The sequence below is a fragment of the Janthinobacterium sp. 78 genome (genome assembly GCF_003096775.1).
In the GTDB taxonomy this organism is placed as follows: domain Bacteria; phylum Pseudomonadota; class Gammaproteobacteria; order Burkholderiales; family Burkholderiaceae_D; genus Janthinobacterium; species Janthinobacterium tructae.
In genome coordinates, this window is sequence record NZ_QENT01000001.1 from 567976 (window position 1) to 592297 (window position 24322).

The window sequence follows — 24322 nt, forward strand, 5'->3', positions numbered from 1 at the left end:
CCCCGGATCTTGCTTTTGGGGTTCAATCCGGGACTTCAAAGAAAAACAGCTGCACCAACCGCCCATTTTCTGGCGTGTCGCCAAACACATTGCTGATCGAGTGAAAGTAGTGGCCCTTGTAGACGATCAATCGGTTGTGGCGCATCGGTACTTCCAGCAGCGCTTGCCAACTGTCGCGCTGTTCCTGCAAGTCGTTGAATTTCTGCACTTTACTATTCGGCAGCCAGCGTTTCTGGAAATCCTTGAAGCTGGCATAGCCGCCCGCTTTGACGTCCGCCTCGGGCAAGCGCCGGTACCAGCCGCTGGGCTGGTGGCGCCAGAACGTGGTGCCTCCCTGGCACTGCTCGGGCGGGTTTAGATACAGCACGCCCGCATAGAAATTGAAATTGTTGCCCGTCTCATTGTCCACGTGGATATCCGTGCGCGCCATGGCGTCCGCATAGCTGAGGCGATACGAGCCATTGTCGGGCGAAATGAAACGGATGGGGCGGCCCAGCGCCGTGGCGATGCGCTCCATGATGGCCTGGCTGGGCTGGCCCGCCGTCTGGCTGCCTGGATAGTTCTGGCCCGCATAGCGCTGCTGCTCGAATGGCAGAGCCAGCGCCTGGGCGCGCCAGGCGGCGGGGTCAGGCAGGAAATCGTCGAGGATATGCAAATCCGTTTCGCGCAGGAAGTCCTGCAGCGCTGGCGCGACGTTGATCGGTGTCAGCGTTTCTACTTGTTCCGCTTGCGGACTGGCAAAGCCGATGCGGCACGTGTGCGCCAGCGCCGGATGCAGCGCCAGCGCTTGCGCGTAACGCTCCAGCGCCAGATCCTGCTGTCCCGTGCGGTAGTACAGCTCGGCCAGGCCCTGCAGGGTTTGCCAGCGCTGCGGGCGCAGGGCGTGGGCGCGTTCCAGTTCGGCGATGGTCTCCGCCAGCCGTTGTTTCCCCAGCAGCAATTCCGCGTGAAGAATCGCGAAATCGTGCTCGTGCGGCGCCAGCCGCGCCGCCGTGGCGTAGCTGGCCAGCGCCGCCTCGTTGTCTGTACCGCGCAGCACGTTGCCGAGGTTGTAGTGGAACAGGGCGTTGTCGGGCTGTTGTTTGAGCGACAGTTTTAACAGGCCCAGGCCGATGGTGCCCTGGCCCAGTTCCAGCATGGCCAGGCCCTGGAAATGCTGCGCTTCGGCCAGGGCCGGGTCCTGTTGATACGCGGCCTGGTAAGCGTTGATCGCCTCGATCAGCTTGCCTTGCTGCTGCAGTTGCCGGCCCTTGGCCAGCTGTTGTTCCGCCAGTGTCTGTTCGCCCATGTCACTATCCCGATGCAATGTGGCGAACAGTGTAACCGAGGCTGTTCTACAGCGCCTGGCTGACGGGAATTTCTTCCCCGTTCAGCTTGATCGCCACTTTGACGATCTGCGCCTTGACCTGGTTGCTGGCCATGTCCGCTTCCTGGGCGTAGGCATACACGACGATGGCGAAGTCCTTGTAGCCGCTGCGCGCCGCCTCGATCTTGCGCGCCGCCTCCTGGTCCACTTTCAGCAAGGAATAACCGTCGCCATTCGTGAACGCCAGCTTGTAGTCGCCGTTGTCATACATGTAGTAATACGTGCCCGCGTCGGCGAACTTGGCGGGGAAGGCGGCCTTGTCCATGGCGTACGGCGACAGCGCGCCCTGGCCATTGATCTGGTAGCGCAGGTAGCGTTTCGTTTTGGCCTCATTGACCTTGGCGTCGATCTGCGGTTTCAGCGCGTCGAGCACTTCCTGCTTGCGGAAGGCATCATTGCTGCCCGCATATTCGCGCGAAATGCGTTGCGCCACGGCCGCATAGTCGGGCGGCACGCCGGACAGGGCGATGTAGCTGTACATCAACTGGTTGCCGCTGGTGATGTCGACATAGCTGGCGCTTGGCGTGGCCGGATCCGCTTGTGGCAGGCTGGCGGCGGCCGCCTTGACTTGCGCCTTGGCGGCCAGGTCGGCGACATTCGCGGCGACGGGGGCGGAGGCGACGGGTGTGGCGTTATCCGTCTTGCCGCAGGCGGACAGGATCACGGCGATGGCGAGCAGGGCGGGGAGGGTACGGTTCATGATATTTCCTTGAGTGAATGTGTGAGGTGGCTTAGCCGATGGTTTTACGTTTGTATTCGCCGATGCCGTACGCGGCCAGGACGATGGAAGACGCCAGCACCAGGTAAAAGCCGATGCCGAACGACAAGCCTTGCCACACTTGTCCCAGCATTTCGCTGGCCATCTGTTCGGCCATGCGGGCCGCGCGGCTGCCCATGATGCCGCCCATGGCGTTACCTGCCTCGCTGACGGCGCCCTTGATCTTGACGAACAGCAAGCTGCTGTGGATGACGATGAACAGCAGCGGCGCGCACTTGCCCAGTGCCGCTTTCGGGCTATTGCTGGCCATGGTGGCGCAGCATCCGGCAATGGCCAGCAGGAAGAAGAATTGTGCGGAAGTAAAACCGCCGCCGCCATCGCGGGCAAAGCTTTCCAGGCTGTCGGCGGACAGGCCCAGCAGCTGCCAGTAAGTGCGCGAGACGGAGGCGAACAAACGGATGCCGATGGTGTTGAAGATAAAGGCGCCGGCGATCAGGACGCCCAGGCTGGCCAGCACCTTGATGCCCAGCGCCGAGACGGCCTGGCGCCACAGTTGCTGGCCCTTGTCGCGCGCCAGTTTCGCCGCGATGGCCATGTCTTCCTGTGCCAGTTGCTGCGTTGCCACGGCGCTGACGGTGGCGAGGCTGCCGGCGTCATCGAAGCGCACGTCGACGACGGCGTTGATGGCGGGCGCCACGTCGGAACGCCAGTGCGTGGCCACGTCGAAAGCATGTTGAATGCCGGCCACGCTGACGGAACCTTGTCCGCTCGGTTGGTAGGCGAGGATGCGGCCCCGTTGGCCGGTGGTAATGGTTGCTGCTGGGCTCGATGCTTGCATGGGATTTCCCTGGTCACTGTCATGCTCTATTGCATGTACCCACGGATAACGGGGGCAGTTCAGGGAAATCTAAAATTATTTAGAATTATTTTTTGGCGGCTGTAACACGTCTTTGGCGGCGCCCTGGTAATCCTTCATCAAGCCCATGAAGGCATCCTGCAAATGCCGGGCCGCATCCTGTGGCGGTGCGCCCGTGCGCCGCGCCAGGTCGAATTTATACGCGTGCGCGGCCGTGTAGCCCGCCTGCGAGGCGGCGTCCAGCAGCACGCCCGCGCGTTTCAAAGAGGCCGGGTCACCCTTGACCATCAGCAATTCGGCCAGATAGGTCTGGGCAATCGGAAAATCTTTCGCGGCTGCCTTTTCCAGCCACTGCATGCCTGCCTTCGGCTGTTTCACACCAGCATCGCCGCCGCCGATGCCGTAGCCAAGGGCCGTCAGCGCCACCAGGTCTCCGCCGCGCGCGCGCTTTTCCAGTTGCTGGCGGGGAAACGGGCGGGCCGCGATCTGCATGCGGATTTCGTAGTTGATGTCTTGCAGCACATTGCCTGGCCACACCTTGGCGCCCGGTGCGGCCGGCTTTTCCACCGCTGGCGCTGGCGCCGGGACCGGTGCGCGCATGCCGCCCTGGCCTTGCGCGCCGGCCAGCACGCCGGCTGGAGGCTGGCTGACGCCCTTGCCGCTGCCCATGTTCAGCACCAGGCGCGCCGACGTTTCGCCAAACGACACGCGCGGCTTTTGCACATCGTGCGTCATGGCGGCGACCCGTGCCGCCACTTGCGAAAACACGTCGCCCATCGGCAAGCCCGGGGCATCGAGCGCGTCGAGCAGGGCGCTGGTATACGGGCTGTTACGCGAATCGGGCGACCAGAAATCGCGCGCCAGGGCGCCGGGACCGGCCGAATAGGCGATCACCACGCCGCGTGGCGCTTGCGTGTCGGCAAAACCGTGGCTGACCGCATTGCTGCCGCCGGGAAGCACCACGGCGCCGCCGCGCGTATATTCCTGGCGGCAAGCGTCGAGGATCAGCACGGCGCCGCGCGCGCCCGTGCGCTGCAAATCGCCCGCCAGGCTGGAGACGGACACGCCTTGGGCGGCGATGGCGGCCGCACTGAGCGCATTCATGTTGGCGCCCAGCGGCAGCACATAGTTCGCTTCTCCTGCCTGCGCGCCGTGGCCCGCGTAAAACACGAGGGCGATATCGGCGCCGCGTGCCTGCGTGGAAAACTCGGCCGACGCCTTTTGCAGCTGTTGCGCATTGATGTCCGTGCGCAACAGCACTTCAAAGCCCAGGCGGCGCAGGCGCTCGGCCATGGCGCGCGCATCGTTGACGGGATTCAATAGCGGCTGCGGATAGGCCGCATTGCCGATCACCAGGGCGATGCGCTTGCCGGGAGCCGCTGGCACGGCGGCGTGCGCCACGTTGCTGCCCAGTAAAAAGAACAGACTGAAAAACAGGGGAATCAGGCGATGCATGGGTTTCTCGGGAATTGTCGTGAAAGTAACAAAAGTTAGCGATTTTTACTGTGATATGAGAAAATTGCTTAAATGCATTTTACCTTACTGACAAGTTTCTCTTGTCTGGCCAGCGCATTGCTTGTTTGCCTGTGCGCATCGCCGCCGGCCAGTGGCGCGTGCCGCCCCAACACACGATCGGACCGGCTGTGCAATCGGAACAATTTGAACGGATTCATGCTTTCTGGACCCGCCGCCAGCAACTGACACAAGGCGAACTGGGCGAGTTTTACCAGCGCGTCATCGCTGCGCTGACCCCATGCCGCCCGCGCGAGGCGGCGTCGCTCGGTGATTCCCTGGCGGATTTACGCCACCAGTTCTTCATCGAAAAAGTCCTGCACAGCGACAGCGATGCGGCGCCCCACCACATCGGTGCTTTGTTTCTGTACTTCAAGCGCTTCATCATCGACCAGCTGCGCAAGCAGCGCGATGACGACGATGCCGATGCGCAAGAGGGCTGCGAACTGCGCGCGCCCGACGCCTATGCCGAACCGCTGCGCGACTACCAGTTGACGCCGCAGCAGGTGCGCGAGGCGGCCGACGTTTTTATCGCCACCTTGCCACGGGACTTGATCTTGCTGCTGCGTCATTGCGGCTGCGGCGGCATGCCCGTCAGGGAACTGGCCGAGCAGATCGCGTCCGCGCATTACCACGGCGGCAAGCTGGGCCTCGTGCACCGGCAGAAGGGTGACGCGGACAGCGCGGGGCGCCAGATCGTCGAAGCGGCCCACCGTTCTACCCTGCTGGGCAGCTGGGTCTTGAGCCTGCTCAAGCTGCGCGTGGGTGATGCCCTGACCGCGCGCGATATGCAGGCGGCGCAAATAGTTTTGGATATCTTGTGCCTGGCCGCGTTATCCCTGCAGCTGGACCCGATAGCCACCTCCCCGAACCCTGATGAAAGGCCACCGGCATGACTGCATTGACGCCCTCGCTGGCCATCGTTGCCGCGCGCCTGCCATCTACCCCATCGTCCGCCGAATTGCTGGACGCGGAGGTGAGCGGCGATACCCCCGACTGGCGCGGCATTGCCGTGCCGGAACACTTGCTGCAGCGTTTCGAGCGCCGCAGCGATGCCGCGCCGCTGGCCGTGCGGCCCATCGCGGGCGGGCAGATCCACTTGCTGGCGCGCTGTCCCGGCTTTGGCGCCGTGTTGCTCGATGCCTGGGACAGCTCGCGGCAGCGCTGGCGCGGCTGGCTCGTCACGCCAGATGCTGCGTATGCGGATGCCTGCGGCCTGGTGGTCGAGCAGCGCGATGCGCCCGCCGACCCGCGCGCGGGCTTGGTGCTGTGCGACATGCCCGTGACCCTGGCCGTGACGGACCTGGGCGCCTGCCTGGGCGTGTTCAGCCAGGAGCGCCTGCAGGCGGCGCGCTGGCTGGAAGCGCATGGCCGCGCGAATGCCGCCACGGCGGCGCCCGGCGTGATCGCCCGCGTGGCCCTGCCCGGCGACGGTTACGCCTTGACGGGCACACCCTTGTCGAACGAACTGGGCAAGGATGGCCGCGTGGCGTACCGGCAACTGCTGCGCCAGGGGCTGCAGCAGTTGCAGATCGCTTCGGCCGATGCTCTGGCACCGGTAGCCCCGCCAGTCAGGGCTGCGAATGCGAGCCGCTGGCTGAAGCTCGTCACGGCCGTGGCCGCCAGCGTGATGCTGGTGCAATCGGCGTGGCTGTTCCTGCCGAAAGATCAGGCCGTGGTCGGCAATGCGGAATTCCGTAATGGCGGCAGCGGCGTCGAGACGGGCGTGCGCACGCGCGTGCTGTTCCGCGCCGAGGCCACGGAAGCGGAAATCCGCACCTGGCTGCAGCGCGAACAGCTGGAAATCGTTGCCGGACCGGACACCCTGGGCGCCTTCACGCTGTTATCGCGCGACCGCCAGAAAATCTTGCCGCCACCGGGACCGGGCAATCCCCTGGCCGTGATCCATCCCTGAATTGTGAAATAAGAGAAAGTTATCCAGCATGACAACGTATAAGAATTTTGCATCCGCGCACTGGCGCACATTGATCGCCGGTGTGGCAGTTGGCGTCCTGTTGACGGGCTGCGCCATGACGCCGAACGGCCGTGGCGGCGTGCTGGTGGGCCTCGATACTGCCGAGCTGTTCGGCACGCCGATTTCCACCTTCCGCCTGCGTGACGGCACGGAAGGCACTTTGCGCAAGGACCCGCAAGGCAAGTATTCGATCAAGCTGTCGCAGGCGTTTCGCGTCGTGCCGCTGGCCAATGCGATGACGGCCCGCGTGGCGAGGGTGGAAAACGTGGGCGAGCGCACCGTGGTGATCGTCGAAACGCAGGAGCGCGGCTGCGCCTACCGCTATGAAGTGCTGGCTTTCCAGGGCACGGACGTGCTGCAGTGGACGGTCGGCAATTGCAAGGACCGCCCCCGCGTGGAACTGGCGGCGGACGCGAAATCGCTGAATATCGACTTTCCCAACTACAACCGCCTGTCGCGCATGATCTACACGGACAACCGCCTGCTGAACGCCAGCGTGGCCGTGCCGCCCGGCGTCGATACGCGCGCCCAGCCGTTTGCCGACGACGCCTTGCGCGCCACCGGCCCCGTCATCGCCACCATGCCGGGCAACGACAGCGGCCGCGTGATTCCCGCCGCGCCGGCCGCCGCACCGGCACCCGCCACCAAGCCCGCCACGCGTACCACCAGCCGCAACCGCCGGCAGGTGGCGCAGGAAGCGCCCGCGCCCGCCCGCACCGTGCCAAACGCGCCGGCAGCGGCTCCGGCCACCCGTGCCGCCGACAGCGCCTCGCGCGTACCGGCCGCCATGAGTTTCCAGACGGAAGAAATCAAGCCCGTCGTCATCGATTTGAGGAAATAAGATGGCCGCGAGTTTGCGCAGTCTGCAAATCCGGCAGACCTTGATCCTGATCGTCCTGACGATCATTTATCTGTGCTTCGAGCTGGGCTTCAATGCCCGCTTGCTCGACGTGGTGGGCGGCAACGTCAAGCCGGAAGACGTGGAAGGGGTGGAATTCTATGGCCGCAGCCTGTCGGGCATCGCCGCCGCGCTGGTGGTGCTGCAACTGATGTGGCGCCGCCGCCTGAAGAACAATGGCAGCGGCCCCAGCTGGACAAAGATCATCGTCTGCTGCCTGGTGATGGCCGGCGTCGTCTTCGGCGTGCTGAAAACCACGGTGAATGTGCTGGTCAATACGCGCGACGCGGAATTTCGCCGCATGGCTTTCAATACCACCTTGCTGCAGCGCTCGCTGGTAGGCGGCAGCTTGCAGTTGCAAGGCCTGGTCGACGATCCTACGCTGTTCGCCAAGCCGGAAGGCAAATCCTTCCTGGCCCTGTTCCCCTTCCTGGCCGTGTCGGTGCGGCATCTTGACGAGCGCATGGGGCCGGCCAAGGAGCAGCTGGTGCGCGCCAACGTGCGCCAGGTGGCGGGCGGCCCGTCCGGCTACTATGACAAATATCAGGAAGCCATGCGCGAGCTGGCCGGCAAGTGGGAACTGTATGCGGGCATCATCCCCGATAGCGATGCCGGCTTGCGTGCCAAGCAGCAATCCTCGTGGCAGGAATACGTGAGCAGCCTGTCGCGGCGTGGCTGGCAGCCGCATTCGGTGCCGATGCGGCGCCAGGCAGCCGTCGTCAACAATGTGCGCAAGAAAGTGCCCGTGCCCGCCAACTGGCGTACCGATGACGAGCAGGGCTTCCGCGCCGCCGTCAAGCGCCGCTACACGGCCGAGGCGGCCAGCAAGGGCGTTACCGTGCGCGGCGAGCGCATCCCGCCTGGCTTGCCGTTTGCCGCCTTTGTCGCGCGCCCCGGCGTGCAGGCGGAATTGCGCGAAGCGTTGAAGTTGCCAGCCAGCGCCACGGTGCAGGCATCGTATGCGAGTCCTGCCGAGTTCGGGCGTCTGTTCGACCAGTTCCTGGATCGCCAGACGGCGGAAAAACTGGTGGAATACCGCGCCAGCCGCACGGATTTTGAAGCGGGCGGCAGGTTCTTCCATGAAGGCAAGGAAGCGGCACGCGCGGCCATCGTACCGCCCGTGGCCCTGTTTTTCTCGCTGCTGGGCGCCATCGGCCACTTTTCCAAATTGCTGTATTTGATCGCCACCGTCGTATTATTGCTGCTGGCCATGCGCCGGGGCGAGCAGGCGGGTGCCGATGGACAGCTGAGCCGCCGTTCCGCCTGGATCGCCACGGGCGTGCTGGCGACGGCCTTTGCGGGCACCTGGGGCATCTTGTCGGTGCTCGACAACAACGTCACGCGAAGCGACTTGTTCCGGCAAATGCTGGACTGGACGCGTCAGGGCGAGCCCGACAGCACGCGCTGGAATCTCGCCGGCAAGGCCATCCTGGCCAATATCACGCACGTCGTGGCGGTGGGGCAGGGCTACAGCTACCCCGTCAACGAAGCGATCCGCATCAATGTTTTGCAGGGAATCGAATATGGTTATCATCCGCAACAAAAATAAGGCGGCCGCCCTGGCCTTGCTGCTCTGCATGGCCAGCACGGCCGTCCAGGCCGACTGCCTGGGCATGAAGGTGCACGCCCACCGTGGCGCCGGCAATGCGCCGGAAAACTCGCTGAGTGCGCTGCGCAACACGTATTTCGGCACCTGGGACGGCGTCGAGACGGATTTGCAACTGCTGGGCGACGGCAGCTGGGTGGTGCACCACGACTTGCTGACGGGCAGAGTCGTCGATACGGGCTCGCCCCGCACCGTGAAACAATTGACGGCCGACGACTGGCGCGCCGCCAGCATGAAGAACCGCGGCGTGCTGACGGCGGAAACACCGCCCTTCGTCAGCGATATCGCCGGCCTGGCGACGGCTTTCCCAAACAAGACCCTGAACGCGGAAATCAAGGATGTCGTGTCCTCGTGCGCGCCGATCGCCACCCTGGTGGGGCAATTGCGTGCAAATATCAAGCATGGCAACTGGTTTTTGACCTCGGGCGTGCCGAACAACCTGGCGTGCGCGCGCCGCGCCGATCCGCAGGGTTATCTGGGTTTGCTCGTGTTTGACGCGCGCAATGCACAGGCGGCCGGCGCGAACCGGGTCAGCCGCTATATCGCGAAAAATGCCCGTCCACCCAAGCTCGACAAACCGTGGCTGCAGCGCGTGCAGCAGCAGATCGGCATGCCCGCCGGCGTGCACGTCGACGCGCGCAGCCTCGACGCCAACCCGAATTTGCTGATGGACGCCGCCAGCCTGAACATGCCCGTTTTCGTGTATGCCGTCGATGGCGACTCGGCCCTGGCCGCCTCGCTGTTGCGCGCGCAGCAGCGCAGCCACCGCTGGCCCAGCGGTGTCATCCTTGACGGCAATCCCGAGACGTTTTGCGCGATGATGAAGAATTAATGGAAGGCGCGTTGATATTTATTACGTCGCTTTCTAAAAAAATAGCCAGATATTCTGTGGTTTATTCTTGGGCAAATTCACGGAGCGTCGGAATTTATCAACAAACGTAATAAATTGGCAAAATACTTTTGATTTTTTGATAAAAAATAAGTTACAATTTATGCTATTTCCATGAGGCAATAGAGGTTGGTTCGTGTGGTCGAAATCCAAGATATATGCAGTTCTGTCATTTCAGCTGATTTTTTTCCTGTTCGCGATCCCAGCCTATGCCGCCGATATAGCGGTAGCCGGGTTTGCATTTGCCGGTGACTCCGCCACGGCCGGCGTTCGTTTTCCATATTCCCACCAATTATATATGCGCCTGCGCGCCGACAAGTCGGGGCAGAACCTTTCGCGCATTATTCACGACCGTAGTGGCAAAGTGGCCAATCCTGCCCTCAGCCTGTTGCCGCCTGCATCCCTCGTTAATCTCAAGAAAAGTGATCAGGCCTTGATCACGGTGCTGGTACTGACCGGCGAAACGGTATTGACGGAAAATTTTGGCAGTTATTACAAGACCTTTGTCAATTTGCGTGGCGATGCCCTGATATTCGATTACAAGAGCAAGACCGTGGTGCGCAGCTATCCCGTCAATGCCGCCCTGTTTGATGCCACGCCGGACGCACCCGATGCCGCACGTATTAGCGGATTCATCGAACAGTTATTGTTGAAGGAAGAGGGCAAGGGCTTGGTGACGCAATATCTGGATCGCCTGTCGCACGCGACCTTGCCGACCCCAGGCCAGCGCACGATCCAGATCCGGCGTGCCAAAGTGGCGCCCGAAGCGCTGGCGGTCATGCCCGACGCGCTGCGTAGCCAGCCGCAACTGATGGAAAGCATGGTGGTTGACGCCTTTGCTTCAGTGCTAGCCGCCAAGGCTGGCGTGCCGCTGCTGCCGAGCAAGGCTGGTGACGCCCTGGGACGCATGTCGCTGCGGCTCGAGAATGGTGATGATGTCGATTTGAGCATCGGCGAAGGTGATTATGTTTTTGATATTACGCTGAATAAGTTTGCCAAGATTAAAACGGCGGAAACGGCTGTCGCGATATCGTATGTATATGGTGCATATGCGCACGTTCAGTTTTCAGAACCGTTGCTCCATTCCGACTTCCTGAATACCGATTTGAAAAATGGCGAAACGGCGATCGTTCCTGCCGGCCGCATCGGATCCGACGATTTTGCCGCCTATCAGGATGCCTTGCGCGGTTTGTTTTTAAAGCTGACCGCCGCATTTGAAGGCGGCGACATGAAATGGATACAGACTGCGGCAGGAGCCAAGGATATTGGAAAACAACTCGAGGCAACTCGGGTGATATTAAAGGCGAGTAAATAGATGAAAAAATTGATGTTGTTTTGCCTGGGCTTGTTTTTGGCCGGCCCATGCTTTTCCCAGGTTATTCAGATAAAAGGCGCGGCGACGGTGAAATATGCGGCCATGCTGACGGATGCCGACAAGGAAATGGCTTATCAGAAGGCGCAAATGGCGGCGATAGAACGTTATTTCGCTGAGAGCGGCGAAGCGGAATCGGAAAACTTTGAAGCGATCCAGGGAAAAATTGAAGCCAATCTGGATAAATTCTTGCTCAGTACTGTCGTCCTGAACGAGCAAGATCAGGTCAGCCTGCGTAAATATTCCGTGGTAGTGCGTGCCGAACTAAATGTGGCGAAACTGAGAAATACCCTGAAAGGCGCCAGTGCCACCGGTCGGGTATCAAACGGGGAAAAATCGCAGATGGTGTATGTCTTTGTCGGCCGCGAAGTGGCCAGCGTGAAGGCATTTGATGAGCGTGTGGTCAAGCGTGCCGAGTTGACCCTCGACGGTAGCGCGAAAACGAGCGGTAGCGTGAACGGCCGCGAAGGCGAATCGCTGAGCGGCGGGGCCATCGCCACCAGTGCCACCGTGCGCCGGAATGAAAACGTTGCCCTCAAGCAGACTATCAAGGTCGAAACCGGTGGCAGCACCGTGCGCAAGGCAGATGAAACCGACTACCGTGTGTTTTCTCTGGCCAACCAGAAGACGGCCGTGACGAGCGTGTTTTCGCAAGCGGGGTACCTGGTCGCCGATCCTGAGTTCGTACTCGGTGACAAGGACATTCCATCCGTGAATAAAGATTTTTCCAAAGGCAATGATTTGGCGCCCGCGACCTTGCGTTCCATCGTTGCCGCCTTGCGCAAGGCGAATGTGCCCTTGCTGGCACTGGCCACCTTTGACGTCAATCCTGCCGCGACCGATGAAGCGACCGGTTTGCAGCGCGTCGTGGTATCGGTCACCGGCCGCGTACTCGATTTGCGTGGCGCCTTGCCTCGTGAAGTGGCGGCCGTGCCACCGGTACAGTATTTTGGCCTCGGTGCGGACAATGCGACAGCCCAGACCAAGGCGTTGAAGGACGCTTCCGCACTGGCGGCCAAGGAAATTATCAGCCGCTTGAGCGCCGCTGGCGTGTATTGACATACCGGTGTTGGCGGCAAGTCGAACGCCCGCATCTTCTATTCCCTCGACTGTTTCTCATTTTTCTTTTAAAAGGCAAGTCATGAAGCATATTCGTATTTCCGCATTGTTGGGTGCGACCCTGTTGGCAGTTTCGAGCCTGGCATCGGCCCAATTCGGTGGCCTGGCCGGTGCGCTGGGTGGTGGCAAGGGAGTCACCGCCGAGCAGATCGTCAAGAAATATGTCGGCGGTACGCAAAGCGTCATGAAAGCCGATGCCACCATGCTGGCCGCGTTTGGTTTGAAGGAAGAGTCGGACAAGGCCGCCCTGGAAGCGCAGAATCTGACCGAAGGCGCCACCAAGGATAGCCTGCAGGGTGCGAGCAAGATGCAAAGCGAAAACAGCAAACTGCTGGAAGAGAAAATGAAAGGCAAGAAAGTAGCCATGGATGATGCGAGCAAGCAGCGCTTCACGGAAGGCTTGATTGATCTGTCGAAAGGCGTGATTCAGTACGTCGGCATGAGCAAGGATGTCGGCAGCTTCAAGCCATCGGTTACCGCTCTGGGCGCATCGGCCAATTCGGCCCTGTTTATCGCGCAAAACCTGCCGTCATCGATCAAGGCCGTCGGCAGCACCTTGAAAGTGGCGATCGATTTTGCCAAGAACAATAATATTCCGCTGCCAAAAGAAGCCAGCGACGCTACTGCATTGCTGTAAGTCAAAAACGGAGTAGGAAAGATAGCAGGGCGACTGGTTCGCCCTTTTTTTTTGGGACAATGGAATTGCCTATGAAGATCACAATGAAATCCGGTATACCAGCCATACTGCTGAGTATCGCCTTGGGCCTGGCTGCTTGCGGCGAGAAAGCTGCGCAGCCGCCTGTTACGTCAAGCGCGCCTAATCTGACGCAGACACCTGACGTCGGACAGGTCGAACAAGTCACTACGACGGCAACTGGCAGCGGCATTTCGCCCGGTGCCGCGCTCAATGACGCGCTCAAGCTGGCCATCATGCAAGTCAATGGCGCTACGGTGCAAGCCAATTCAAGCAATGCGAGCATGTTTGAGCAGGTGACGGCAACGCTCGATGTCGATTCGACGGCCGGTTCAGGGAGCGCCAGCATGAAGGCGACCATGCAGGGTCAGGCTTTTGCCGAGCAGATCATCAGTCAATCGAAGGGCGTGGTGTCCTCGTTCAAGGTGGTTGACATGGCATCGCCGTTTTCCAAGGGCGGTATGTACAAGGTGGAGATCGAAGCGCGCATTGCCAAGTTCAAGGCGCCAGCCGATAGTGGCAAGATCAAGATCGTCGTGGCGCCGTTGCGCAGCGAGCAAGCCAGCTTCAATATTGGCGGGCGCGCGGTGCCGGCGCAGGAAGTGCTGGCGCCAATACGCCAGCAGATCATTGATGCCTTGTCGCAAACGGGCCGCTTTACCGTGCTGGATCGCCAGTTCGAGGGCGAGTTGCAGGATGAATTGAATATGATTACCTCGGGTAATTCCCCGAGTAGTGACCTTGCCAAGCTGGGACAGGCGCTGAGCGCGGATCTGGTGTGGGTCGGCGTGGTCAATGAATTCGCTTACCAGCGTCATGCACGCAAGCTGCAGACCTCGGACCGCGAACTGGTGTCCTATGCCGGTGCCTGGTCGGTCTCGCAACGCATGATCAATCTGACTACGCGGCAGATCCTGCAATCGACCACCCTGCGAGGCGAACCGCCAGCGATTGCCGCCACGACCTTGGGCAGTAACTTTAATGAGAGCCAGACGCTGAAGAATATGCAGGCAGCGATCGTTAAACAGGCGACCGAGGCTATCTTGCTGCGCACGTTCCCTATTTCCATCGTCGAGCGCGATGGCGACAACGTTGTGTTGAGTCAGGGTGGCAACGCCGTGGTGGAAAACGGCCGCTACCGTGTGTATCAGCAAGGCAAGGAAATCAAGGATCCGCAGACTGGCCAATCCCTGGGCAATATGGAAAAGCTGTGCTGCGAGGTACGTATCGAGCGCGTCACGCCGAAGCTGTCGTATGGCGTCCTGGAAAACGTCAAGATCAAGCTCGACGGCATCGCGGCGGGCGCGCTGCAGGTGCGGGAAGCGGCACCTGCGGAAAAAACCATCGTCAAGGTGGAGCCTGCGGTGGCGCCGGTGAAAACCGAAGTGAAGCGCAATACACCTGCGGCTGCCAAAAATGCCGCTGCAGAGGCTAGCGACAAGGACTGGTAAGCCTCTCTTGGCCTGGCGAATCCAGGCAAGTCGCCACAGCCCCAGGCAACCGGGGCGCTGCCTGGGTGTCGGAGTGATGTTGCCGGTGTCCATGTTCCCCTGACGTATCATTTTGCCACGCAACACTGGCCCGTCCAGCCCCGGAAAATACCTACTGCCGGCGGCTTGCACGGGCCATTCTCCCGCACCGCAGCATCGATAATGTTTGCATCGCGCGCGCGACTGGACTATAAATGTAATCGATTACATTTATGTGAAACCCCCCATGCCGCCAGCCGTCCCGTCTTCTTTGCCGACAGAAACCGTCTCCATCAGCGCCGTCGCCGCGCATGCGGGGGTGTCGGTGGCCACCGTCTCGCGCGTGATGAATGAGCAGGCCGGGGTGCGGGCGCCCACGCGCGACAAGGTGCTCGCGTCCGTGGCCGCGCTCGGCTACCGCATGAACCACCTGGCGCGCAGCTTGCGCACGGCCGAGAGCCGCATGCTGCTGACCATGGTGCCCGACGTGGGCAACCCGTTTTATGCGCAAATCGTGCGCGGCATCGACACGGTGGCGCGCGAACACGGCTATTTCGTGCTGCTGTGCGACACGGGCGCCGATGCGGGCCGCGAACGTTCCTACTTCGACTTGCTGCGCATGCACCGCGCCGATGGCGCCATTTGCCTCGACCCGGACACGGTGCAGCACGCCCTGTCGCATGAATCCGTCAGCCTGCCGTGGGTGGCCTGCTGCGAATTCGATCCCGCCGTGGCCGTGCCCTATGTCGGCATCGACAACCACCGCGCCGCCTCCGACGCCGTCGCACATCTGCTGGCGCGCGGCCACACGCGCATCGGCCTGATCAATTCCGATGAACGCTATCTGTACGCGCGGCAACGCCAGCAAGGCTACCTGGACACCCTGGCGGGCGCCGGCCTGCCCGTGCAGCCGCAGTGGGTGCACACGGTGCAAAGCCTCGACTATGAAGCGGGCACGGCCGCCACTTTGCGCATGATGGCGGGACCGGACGCGCCGACGGCCATCTTTGCCGTGTCCGACACCCTGGCCATTGGCGTCTTGAGCGCGCTGCGCCAGTTGAAAAAACGCGTGCCGGAAGACGTGGCCGTGATCGGTTTCGACGATATCGCCATCGCCGCGCAGATCGACCCGGGTCTCACCACCATTGCGCAGCCGATGCGCGAGCTGGGCGAGACGGCGGCGCGATTATTGCTGCAGCGGCTGGCGGACCCGGCGGCCAGTGTGCCGGGCGTGTTGCTGCAACACCAGTTAATTTTGCGAGGGAGTGCATAGTGAGCGTTGCCGTCGGTTTCGATGGGGTCTGCAAGGATTTCGGCCCCGTGCGCGTCTTGCATGGCGTCAGTTTTACCTTGTCGCCCGGGCGCGTGTATGGCTTGCTGGGCGAAAACGGCGCCGGCAAGTCGACCCTGATGAAAATCCTTGCCGGCTACGAGGCCGTGAGCGAAGGCCAGCTGCTGATCGATGGCCAGCCCCGGCATTTCAGCAGTTCGCGCGCGGCGGAGTCTGCCGGTATCGTGCTGATCCACCAGGAATTCAACCTGGCCGAGCACCTGACGGTGGCGCAAAACATGTTTTTAGGCCACGAAAAGACGCGCGGCTGGTTGCTCGACGAAGCGGCCATGCTCGAGGAAGCATCGCGCTATTTGAAACAGGTGGGCCTGGATGTCTCGCCCGAGACGAAAATCCGCGACCTGATCGTCGCCGAAAAGCAGCTTGTGGAAATCGCCAAGGCCCTGTCGCGCCGCGCCCGCTTTTTGATCATGGACGAACCCACGGCCACCCTGACGTCGTCGGAAACCCAGCGTTTGTTCGCCGTCATGGCCCAGTTGAAAGCGGACGGCGTCACCATCCTGTATATCTCGCACAAGCTCGATGAAGTGGAGCGCAACACGGATGAAGTCATCGTCATGCGCGACGGGCGTTTCGTCACGCGCGAGCCGACGGCCAGCCTCACGCGCCAGCAGATGGCGAACCTGATGGTGGGGCGCGAATTGTCCGACATGTTCCCCGCGAAAGTGCCGCTGGCGCCCGATGCGCCGATCCTGCTGAAGGTCGATGGCCTGTGCGTGCCGGGCTGGTCGAAAGACCTGTCGTTCGAGGTGCGCGCCGGTGAAGTGCTGGGCTTTGCGGGACTGGTGGGGGCGGGGCGCACGGAATCGTTCGAGGCACTGCTGGGCTTGCGCCCGCGCAGCGCGGGGCTGATCGAGCTCAATGGGCAGCCCGTGGACATCCGCACGCCAAAGCAGGCCATGCAGCACGGCCTGACGTATTTGAGCGAAGACCGCAAGGGAAAAGGTCTGCATGTGAATCTGGGCTTGCGCGAAAACCTCACCATGATGACGCTGCAGCGCTATGCGCGGCCGTGGCTCGATGTCAGGGCGGAGAAGGCGGCGCTGGCCAGGGCGGTGCTGGACTTCAATATCCGCACGGGCGACCTGGACAGCCGCGCGCGCATGCTGTCGGGCGGCAATCAGCAAAAGCTGGCGCTGGCGAAATATCTGCATTCGGACCCGCGTGTCGTCGTGCTCGACGAGCCCAGCCGTGGCGTGGACGTGGGCGCCAAGCGCGACATTTACTTTTTGATCCACCGCCTGGCCGCCGAAGGGCGCGCCGTGATCGTGATTTCATCGGAACTGATCGAATTGATTGGCCTGTGCCACAGAGTCGCGGTGATGCGCGCCGGCACCTTGCAAGCCACCCTGTCTGCTGACCACCTGACCGAAGAGGAGTTGATTGCCCATGCAACCGGTACGCACTGACACCACTGTCTCCACCGGCGCCCGCATCGCCAAACTGGGCGCGCGCATCAAGGGCTTTGGCCCCGTGCTGGGCCTGTTATCGCTGTGCATCGCGGGCACCTTGCTCAACGGCGATTTCGCCACGCTGGACAACCTGATGAACGTGCTCACGCGCACGGCCTTCATCGGCATCATCGCCGTGGGCATGACCTTCGTCATCATTTCCGGCGGCATCGACTTGTCGGTCGGCTCGATGGCGGCGCTGATCGCCGGCTGCATGATCTATTTCATGAATGCGCTGGCGCAAGGCGCGGGCGGCGACCTGGCGCCCATCACCATGCTGGTGCTGGGCATCGCCATGGCCCTGGTGCTGGGGGCCGGATTCGGCCTGATGCATGGCTTGCTCATCAGCAAGGGCAATATCGAACCGTTCATCGTCACCCTGGGCACCTTGGGCATCTTCCGCGCCGTGCTGACGTATCTGGCCGACGGCGGCGCCCTGACCCTGGACGCCACCCTGTCCGAGCTGTACAGCCCCGTGTATTACACCAGCGTGCTGGGCGCACCGATCCCGATCTGGATTTTCCTGTTCGTCGCGGCGGCCGGCGCCATCATCCTCAACCGCACGACGTTTGGCCGCCACGTGCAGGCAATCGGTTCCAATGAGCAAGTGGCGCGCTATGCGGCCATCAATGTCGACAAGGTCAAGATTGCCACCTACATGCTGCTGGGCGTGTGCGTGGGCATCGCCACGGTGCTGTACGTGCCGCGCCTGGGCTCTGCCACGCCGACCACGGGCTTGCTGTGGGAACTCGAAGCGATCGCCGCCGTCGTCGTCGGCGGCACGGCGCTGAAGGGCGGCGAAGGGCGCATCGTCGGCACCGTGATCGGCGCCATCCTGCTCTCCGTGATCAGCAATATCCTGAATTTGACCAGCATCATCAGTGTCTACCTGAATGCCGCAGTGCAAGGCGTGGTGATCATCGCCGTCGCCTTCCTGCAGCGAGGCCGCAAATAAAAACACAGCGGCGTTCTGAAAGGGCAGCCAACGGGCGCCCACAACCTTGGAGGAGAGCAGCATGAAGAGCTTTGGACGGGTAGCAGGGGTAGCAGGGATGGCAGTGCTGGTGATGCAGGCGTGGGCCTTGCCAAGTGCGCAGGCGGCAGAGAAATTGGTGGTCGGCGTCGCCATCCCCACGGCCACGCACAGTTTCACGTCGGGCATCGTGTGGTGGGCGAACCAGGCCAAGGCGGAGCTGGAAAAAGCCCATCCGGGCGTGAAGATCATCGTCAAGACGGCCGCCACGGCGCCCGAGCAGGCGAACCAGTTGCAGGACATGTTGACGGTGAACAAAATCAACACCCTGGTCATCTTCCCCATCGAGTCGGCCTCGCTGACGCAGCCCGTGGCGCAAGTGAAAAACAAGGGCGTGTACGTGACGGTGGTGGACCGTGGCTTGACGAACACGCAGTCGCAGGATGCCTACATTGCGGGCGACAACACGGCCTTTGGCAAGCTGCCGGCCGAGTATCTGGCGAAAAGCCTGAATGGCAAGGGCAATATCGTCGTGCTGCGCGGCATGCCGACCACGCTCGATAACGAGCGTTTTGACGCATTCAGTGCCGTCATGAAAGGTCATCCCGACATCAAGGTGCTGGATGCCAAGTATGGCAACTGGAACCGCGACGATGCATTCAAGGTCATGCAGGATTATCTGACCCGCTTCAAGCACATCGACGCCGTCTGGGCCGCCGATGACGACATGGCCATCGGCGTGCAAAAAGCCATCGCGCAAGCCAAGCGCACGGATATCAAGCAAGTGTTCGGCGGCGCGGGCGCGAAGGGCGCCGTGAAGAAGATCATGGACGGTTCCGACCCGCTGATCGTGGCCGACGTGTCCTACTCGCCGAAGTTCATGTACGACGCCATCAAGCTGACGACGGAAGCGCGCCTGAAAGGTGATAAATTGCCGGCCAACACCATCATCCCGTCGGTGCTGATCACGCGCGAGAATGCCAAGCAGTTCTACTTTCCGAACTCGCCTTTTTAACGACACCCCAAAACAAGGGCTGGGGTCGTACCCTCAGGGTACGACCCCGGGTTTTGGTTTGGGTTAACAGGACATTGACATGAAAACCATCCAGGGCCCGGCCATTTTCCTGGCCCAGTTTCTCGGCGACGAGCCGCCGTTCGACTCGCTCGAGCACCTGGCGCAATGGGCGGCCGGACTGGGCTACAAGGGCTTGCAGCTGCCCACGGCGCCGCGATTGTTCGATCTGGAACAAGCGGCCAATAGCCAGCAGTATTGCGACGATGTGGTCGCCCTGCTGGCGCGCCACGGCTTGCAGGTGACGGAACTGTCGACGCACTTGCAGGGCCAGCTGATCGCCGTGCATCCCGCGTACGACGCGCTGTTCGATGGCTTTGCGCCCGAACACGTGCGTGGCGACTCGGCTGCCCGCACGGCCTGGGCCACGCAGCAATTGCTGTGGGCGGCCAGCGCCTCGCAGCGCCTGGGCTTGACGGCGCACGTGACGTTTTCCGGCGCGCTGGCCTGGCCGTATCTGTATCCGTGGCCGCAGCGCCCGGCGGGACTGGTGGAGACGGCATTCGCGGAACTGGCCAAGCGCTGGCTGCCCATCCTCTACGCGTTCGATGCAGCCGGCGTGGACCTTTGTTATGAGTTGCATCCGGGCGAGGATTTGCACGATGGCGTGACGTTCGAGCGCTTCCTGGCCGCCGTCAGCGATCACCCGCGCGCCTCGATCTTGTACGACCCCAGCCACTTCGTGCTGCAGCAGCTCGATTACCTCGCTTTCATTGACATTTATCATGCGCGCATCAAGGCCTTCCACGTCAAAGATGCGGAATTCCGGCCCAACGGGCGCCAGGGCGTGTATGGCGGCTATGCCGACTGGCAAGACCGGGCCGGGCGCTTCCGCTCGCTGGGCGATGGGCAGATCGACTTCAAGGCGATTTTTTCCAAGCTGGCGCAATACGATTTCCCTGGCTGGGCCGTGCTGGAATGGGAATGCTGTCTGAAGCACCCGGAGGATGGGGCGGCCGAAGGGGCGCGTTTTATCCGTGAGCACATCATCCACGTGGCCGAACGCGCGTTCGACGATTTCGCGGGCAGCGCGGTGGACCAGGAGCAAATTCATCACTTGCTTGGCTTGAAATAAGGAGACGACATGCAGCGACGCTTACGGCTGGGCATGGTAGGGGGCGGGCAGGGCGCATTCATCGGCGCCGTGCACCGCATCGCGGCGCGCATCGACGACCAGTACGCACTGGTGGCGGGCGCCCTGTCGTCCGACCCGCAGCGTGCGCGTGACAGCGGCGCCGCGCTGCATCTGGCGCCGGAGCGCAGCTATTGCGATTACCGCGCCATGGCGCAGGCCGAAAGCCAGCGCGCGGACGGTATCGAGGCGGTGGCCATCGTCACGCCGAACCATTTACACGCACCGGTCGCCACGGCGTTCCTGGAAGCGGGCATCCACGTGATCTGCGACAAGCCGCTGGGAATATCTTTGGCGGAAGGTCAGGCGCTGGCGGCGCTGGCAGAGCAGAAAAATCTGCTGTTTGCGCTCACGCATACCTACAGCGGTTATCCGCTGCTGCGCCACGCCCGGGCCATGGTCGAGGCGGGCGAGATCGGCGCGCTGCGCCTGGTGCAAGTCGAGTATTCGCAAGACTGGCTGGCCGATGCCATTGCCGCTGGCGGCATGAACCAGGGCAACTGGCATAACGACCCGCTGAAAGCTGGCCCTGGCGGCACCCTGCTCGACGTGGGCTTGCACGCGTACCACCTGGCGCAATTCGTCAGCGGAATGACGCCGCAATCCGTGCTGGCGGAATTGTCGACCTTTGTTCCGAATCGCAGCCTGGACGACCACGTGCAGGTGATGCTGCGCTATGCGAATGGCGCCAAGGGGACTTTGTGGGCCAGCCAGGTGGCGACCGGTTGCGAAAACACGGTGCGCCTGCGCTTGTTCGGCAGCAAGGCGCAGCTCGATTTTGATCAGGAACAACCAAATGCACTGTGGTTGACGCCGCAGGGCGGCAACCGCCAGCTGCTGCGCCCGGGCCGGGTCGACAGTGCGGCGGCGCGCCACGCCACGCGCGTGCCGGCCGGCCATCCGGAAGGTTATCTGGAAGCGTTCGCCCAGCTGTATCTGGATGCGGCCCTGGCCATCCGTGCCCTGCAAGCGGGCTTGCCCGTGCCGGAGGCGGCCCGCTGGTTGCCGACGGTGTTTGACGGCGTGGCGGGCCTGGCCTTTGCCGAGGCCGTGCTGCGCAGCCACGCGGCGGGCGCGCAGTGGACGACCTTGGCAAGCTGACTGTTACACTGGGGCATGCGCTCCTTTACCATCACCATCGTCCCGCAAGGCTGGCAATTCCCGGCCCAGGCCGGCACCACCGTGCTGGCCGCCGCCGAGCTGGCCGGCATCCGCCTGCTCAGTTCCTGCCGCAACGGCACCTGCCGTACCTGCCTCTGTCACATGCCCGAAGGAAAGATACGCTACACGGTGGACTGGCCCGGCATCAGCCCCGATGAACGGCTCGACGGCTACATCCTGCCCTGCGTGGCCGTGGCCGAAAGCGATCTCACCGTGCAGGCGCGGGCCGTGCGCACAGGTGCCTGACTCAAAAGGACTTGCCGCCCTTCAGCCGCTGCAGCAGCGCGTCCACGCTGTCGCTCACGGGCAAGCCGTGGCGGCGCAGCAGCTGCACGTGCAGCACCAGGTTTTCCAGCACCAGCTTGGCCGCCACGGCCAGCAGGGCCAGGTTGCGGTCTTCCGGGCTGAAGCTTTCCATCGCATCGGCCATCTCGCACAGGTGGTTGGCGATCAGCCCGCGCAATTCCTGCTCGTCGAAGGGCAAGTCGGCAAAATCGATGGGGTCGGCCACTTCCACTTCCTGCATCAGCACCGCTAGTTCTTCCGGGGTAATCGTCATGCCTGGCCTCCTTGTGTGCTTGGCCCTATTTTAGGGCATGCGCCATTGTATCGTCGGCAAAGCGGACTAGAATGAGTCCAGGCCAATGACGTCGAAGGCAGCATGGCGCACTTGCATTTTACCCAGCAACTGGCACGTTTCCTGGACGCTCCCACCGTGGACGTGGCCGCGCCACGCCTGCGCGCCGCCTTGGATGCCGCGTTTGCGCAGCAGCCGAGCCTGCGCGGCTATGTGCTCGACGAGCAGGGCGCGCTGCGTCCCAACGTGGTGATCTTCATCGACGGCGCGCGTTGCCGCGAGCGGCGCGTGCTCGATGACGCCTTGCGGCCCGACAGCCAGGTGTATATCTTGCAGGCACTTTCCGGAGGTTGACATGAGCCAACGCGCGTATCTCGGCACCCGCAAGGGGCTGTTCCAGTTCGATGTCGATGCGGCCGGCGCCTGGCAGCTGGCGCTGGTGCAGTTTGCCGGCGACCCCGTTTCCATGCTGCTGCACGATGGCCGCGACGGCACGCTGTACGCGGCCCTGAACCTGGGCCACTTCGGCGCCAAGCTGCACCGCCTGGACAGGGGCAGTTCCACTTGGCAAGAGATCGCCGTGCCCGCCTATCCCGCCAAGCCGGAAGACAGCAGCGATACGCTGGACTGGACCTTGCGGCAGATCTGGTCGCTGGCAGCCGGTGGCGCGGACCAGCCCGGCGTGCTGTGGGCGGGCACCCTGCCTGGCGGCCTGTTTCGTTCCCGCGACCGCGGTGACAGCTGGCAACTGGTCGAGTCCCTGTGGCAAGTGCCGCAGCGGGCGCAGTGGTTTGGCGGCGGCTACGACGTGCCCGGCATCCACAGCATTTGCGTCGATCCGCGCGACAGCAGCAAAGTGCTCGTCGGCGTGTCCTGCGGCGGCGTGTGGCAAACGCGCGATGGCGGCGCCAACTGGGCCTTGAGCGCGACGGGCATGCGGGCCGACTACATGCCGCCCGAGCTCGATGAAAATGAAGCCGTGCAAGATCCGCACCGCATCGTGCGCAGCGCCGGCACGCCGGACGCGCTGTGGTGCCAGCACCATAACGGCATCTGGCGCTCGGAAGATGCCGGCTGGCACTGGCAGGAAGTGACCACGGCGCCGCTGTCGCATTTCGGCTTTGCCGTCGCCGTGCATCCGCGCGATGGCGACACGGCCTGGTTCGTGCCGGCGCAGGCGGATGTGCTGCGCATTCCCATCGATGGTGCGCTGGCCGTGACGCGCACGCGCGATGGCGGCAAGACGTTTCAGGTGTTGCGCGCGGGATTGCCGCAGCAGCATTGCTACGACCTCATCTACCGCCACGGGCTGGCGCTGGCCGACGATGGGCGCAGTTTAGTGATGGCGTCGACGACGGGCGGCGCCTGGTATTCGAGCGACGAGGGCGAGCATTGGCAGACCATCTCTGCCCACTTGCCGCCCGTTTATGCCGTCTGTTTTGCCACGCCGTAGTAGCACAGGAAGATATCGACGGCCAGTTCCGCCACTTCGCGCCGGCGTGCCGGGCCCAGCAGAGGCTCACCCATGGTGATCTGTGGCCAGAAGGCAAAGGTTTTTAATGGCGACATCAGCAGGTGCGCCACTTCCACCGTCTCGCCCGCCTTGATGCGCCCATCTTGCTGCGCCGCGCGGATCCACAGATACAGGCCCGTTTCCTTTTCATTCAGGCGCGCCACCATCGCTTGCGCGCGCGCGGGCGAGTGGATGGTTTCGCCAAAGATCACGCGCGCCAGGTCGATGAATGCCGGGTCGCACAGCAACCCCATTTTCTGCTCGACCAGAGCCAGCACCTGCGGGCGCAGCGGCTGGTCCGCAAGATAGGGTACGGCGGGCTGCGCCACGCTGCTTTCCCACATACGCTGCAGGATTTCCGCGAACAGTTCGTCCTTGCTGGGGAAATGGTTGTACACGGTGCGCTTGGAAACGGCGGCCGTGGCGGCGATCCTGTCCATGCTGGTCGCGTCAAAACCGTGCTCGCGGAACTCGGCGATGGCGGCATCGACGATGGCGACGCGCTTGCGGTCGGTGAGGCGTTGCGGTGCGGCCATGGCGGGAAATCTCCTTTGAAAACAATATTTTACACCTCCTGGTTTACTTTGCCCGGAATAGGAACTACACTGTGTAGTGTAA

The 24322-nt window shown here is 62.6% G+C and carries 24 protein-coding genes; 18 read left to right on the forward strand and 6 right to left on the reverse strand.

Going from position 1 to position 24322, the window contains the following annotated elements; translation table 11 throughout:
- Positions 1–22: 22 nt before the first annotated feature.
- The 4 genes from C8C92_RS02435 to C8C92_RS02450 all read right to left on the reverse strand — a co-directional run bounded on the left by C8C92_RS02435 (position 23) and on the right by C8C92_RS02450 (position 4395).
- A complete protein-coding gene (locus tag C8C92_RS02435) occupies positions 23–1288 on the reverse strand; it encodes a DUF6445 family protein (protein WP_116742938.1) in 1266 nt (421 codons plus the stop codon).
- Positions 1289–1334: 46 nt separating this feature from the next.
- The gene (locus tag C8C92_RS02440) at positions 1335–2066 is read right to left on the reverse strand and encodes a hypothetical protein (RefSeq protein ID WP_116742939.1); all 732 of its coding nucleotides are present in this window, start codon (positions 2064–2066) and stop codon (positions 1335–1337) included.
- A 31-nt stretch (positions 2067–2097) separates the two neighbouring features.
- On the reverse strand, positions 2098–2922 hold the full coding sequence (locus tag C8C92_RS02445) for a hypothetical protein (RefSeq protein WP_116742940.1): 825 nt from the start codon (positions 2920–2922) through the stop codon (positions 2098–2100).
- A gap of 75 nt (positions 2923–2997) precedes the next feature.
- Positions 2998–4395 (reverse strand): caspase family protein, encoded by a 1398-nt coding sequence (locus tag C8C92_RS02450; RefSeq protein ID WP_116742941.1) that lies wholly within the window; start codon positions 4393–4395, stop codon positions 2998–3000.
- Positions 4396–4520: 125 nt separating this feature from the next.
- On the opposite strand from C8C92_RS02450, the gene C8C92_RS02455 reads away from it, so the two are divergent.
- The 16 genes from C8C92_RS02455 (at position 4521) to C8C92_RS02530 (ending at position 21860) form a co-directional block, all read left to right on the forward strand.
- Complete coding sequence (locus C8C92_RS02455) at positions 4521–5348, forward strand: hypothetical protein (protein WP_133250687.1); 828 nt, start codon at positions 4521–4523, stop codon at positions 5346–5348.
- On the forward strand, positions 5345–6367 hold the full coding sequence (locus C8C92_RS02460; RefSeq protein ID WP_116742943.1) for a hypothetical protein: 1023 nt from the start codon (positions 5345–5347) through the stop codon (positions 6365–6367). Before C8C92_RS02455 ends, C8C92_RS02460 begins: the two co-directional genes overlap by 4 nt.
- A gap of 28 nt (positions 6368–6395) precedes the next feature.
- Positions 6396–7268 (forward strand): hypothetical protein, encoded by an 873-nt coding sequence (locus C8C92_RS02465; RefSeq protein WP_116742944.1) that lies wholly within the window; start codon positions 6396–6398, stop codon positions 7266–7268.
- Between the two features lies 1 nt (position 7269).
- Positions 7270–8874, forward strand: a complete 1605-nt coding sequence (locus C8C92_RS02470; RefSeq protein ID WP_243420093.1) for a hypothetical protein — start codon at positions 7270–7272, stop codon at positions 8872–8874.
- Positions 8849–9763, forward strand: coding sequence for a glycerophosphodiester phosphodiesterase (locus C8C92_RS02475; RefSeq protein ID WP_116742945.1), 915 nt, complete (start codon positions 8849–8851; stop codon positions 9761–9763). Before C8C92_RS02470 ends, C8C92_RS02475 begins: the two co-directional genes overlap by 26 nt.
- Positions 9764–9956: 193 nt before the next feature.
- The gene (locus C8C92_RS02480; protein ID WP_099761049.1) at positions 9957–11135 is read left to right on the forward strand and encodes a hypothetical protein; all 1179 of its coding nucleotides are present in this window, start codon (positions 9957–9959) and stop codon (positions 11133–11135) included.
- The gene (locus tag C8C92_RS02485) at positions 11136–12251 is read left to right on the forward strand and encodes a hypothetical protein (RefSeq protein WP_099761048.1); all 1116 of its coding nucleotides are present in this window, start codon (positions 11136–11138) and stop codon (positions 12249–12251) included.
- 82 nt (positions 12252–12333) lie between these two features.
- On the forward strand, positions 12334–12948 hold the full coding sequence (locus C8C92_RS02490) for a hypothetical protein (RefSeq protein WP_099761047.1): 615 nt from the start codon (positions 12334–12336) through the stop codon (positions 12946–12948).
- Between the two features lie 71 nt (positions 12949–13019).
- On the forward strand, positions 13020–14456 hold the full coding sequence (locus C8C92_RS02495) for a CsgG/HfaB family protein (protein ID WP_165829241.1): 1437 nt from the start codon (positions 13020–13022) through the stop codon (positions 14454–14456).
- Positions 14457–14721: 265 nt separating this feature from the next.
- The gene (locus C8C92_RS02500; RefSeq protein ID WP_116742946.1) at positions 14722–15747 is read left to right on the forward strand and encodes a LacI family DNA-binding transcriptional regulator; all 1026 of its coding nucleotides are present in this window, start codon (positions 14722–14724) and stop codon (positions 15745–15747) included.
- Positions 15747–17234: a sugar ABC transporter ATP-binding protein gene (locus C8C92_RS02505; RefSeq protein WP_116742947.1), complete on the forward strand. Its 1488-nt coding sequence runs from the start codon at positions 15747–15749 to the stop codon at positions 17232–17234. Before C8C92_RS02500 ends, C8C92_RS02505 begins: the two co-directional genes overlap by 1 nt.
- Complete coding sequence (locus C8C92_RS02510) at positions 17215–18231, forward strand: ABC transporter permease (protein ID WP_099761043.1); 1017 nt, start codon at positions 17215–17217, stop codon at positions 18229–18231. The genes C8C92_RS02505 and C8C92_RS02510 overlap by 20 nt, the downstream gene beginning before the upstream one ends.
- A 97-nt stretch (positions 18232–18328) precedes the next feature.
- The gene (locus C8C92_RS02515) at positions 18329–19264 is read left to right on the forward strand and encodes a substrate-binding domain-containing protein (RefSeq protein ID WP_243420386.1); all 936 of its coding nucleotides are present in this window, start codon (positions 18329–18331) and stop codon (positions 19262–19264) included.
- A 79-nt stretch (positions 19265–19343) separates the two neighbouring features.
- Positions 19344–20396: a sugar phosphate isomerase/epimerase gene (locus tag C8C92_RS02520; protein ID WP_116742949.1), complete on the forward strand. Its 1053-nt coding sequence runs from the start codon at positions 19344–19346 to the stop codon at positions 20394–20396.
- Between the two features lie 9 nt (positions 20397–20405).
- Positions 20406–21554 carry a Gfo/Idh/MocA family oxidoreductase gene (locus C8C92_RS02525; RefSeq protein WP_243420094.1) on the forward strand — a complete coding sequence of 383 codons (1149 nt, stop codon included), beginning with the start codon at positions 20406–20408 and terminating at the stop codon, positions 21552–21554.
- 15 nt (positions 21555–21569) lie between these two features.
- The gene (locus C8C92_RS02530) at positions 21570–21860 is read left to right on the forward strand and encodes a 2Fe-2S iron-sulfur cluster-binding protein (protein WP_116742951.1); all 291 of its coding nucleotides are present in this window, start codon (positions 21570–21572) and stop codon (positions 21858–21860) included.
- A 1-nt stretch (position 21861) separates the two neighbouring features.
- Here C8C92_RS02530 and C8C92_RS02535 read toward each other — a convergent pair whose 3' ends face one another.
- Complete coding sequence (locus C8C92_RS02535) at positions 21862–22173, reverse strand: hypothetical protein (RefSeq protein WP_099761038.1); 312 nt, start codon at positions 22171–22173, stop codon at positions 21862–21864.
- Positions 22174–22275: 102 nt separating this feature from the next.
- Between C8C92_RS02535 and C8C92_RS02540 the strand changes: the two genes are divergently transcribed.
- Together C8C92_RS02540 and C8C92_RS02545 are read left to right on the forward strand one after the other, a co-directional pair.
- Positions 22276–22545: a MoaD/ThiS family protein gene (locus C8C92_RS02540; RefSeq protein WP_116742952.1), complete on the forward strand. Its 270-nt coding sequence runs from the start codon at positions 22276–22278 to the stop codon at positions 22543–22545.
- Position 22546: 1 nt separating this feature from the next.
- Positions 22547–23644: an exo-alpha-sialidase gene (locus C8C92_RS02545; RefSeq protein WP_116742953.1), complete on the forward strand. Its 1098-nt coding sequence runs from the start codon at positions 22547–22549 to the stop codon at positions 23642–23644.
- Here C8C92_RS02545 and C8C92_RS02550 read toward each other — a convergent pair.
- Positions 23617–24240 carry a TetR/AcrR family transcriptional regulator gene (locus C8C92_RS02550; RefSeq protein WP_116742954.1) on the reverse strand — a complete coding sequence of 208 codons (624 nt, stop codon included), beginning with the start codon at positions 24238–24240 and terminating at the stop codon, positions 23617–23619. The two genes, C8C92_RS02545 and C8C92_RS02550, sit on opposite strands and share 28 nt — an antisense overlap.
- Positions 24241–24322 lie beyond the last annotated feature (82 nt).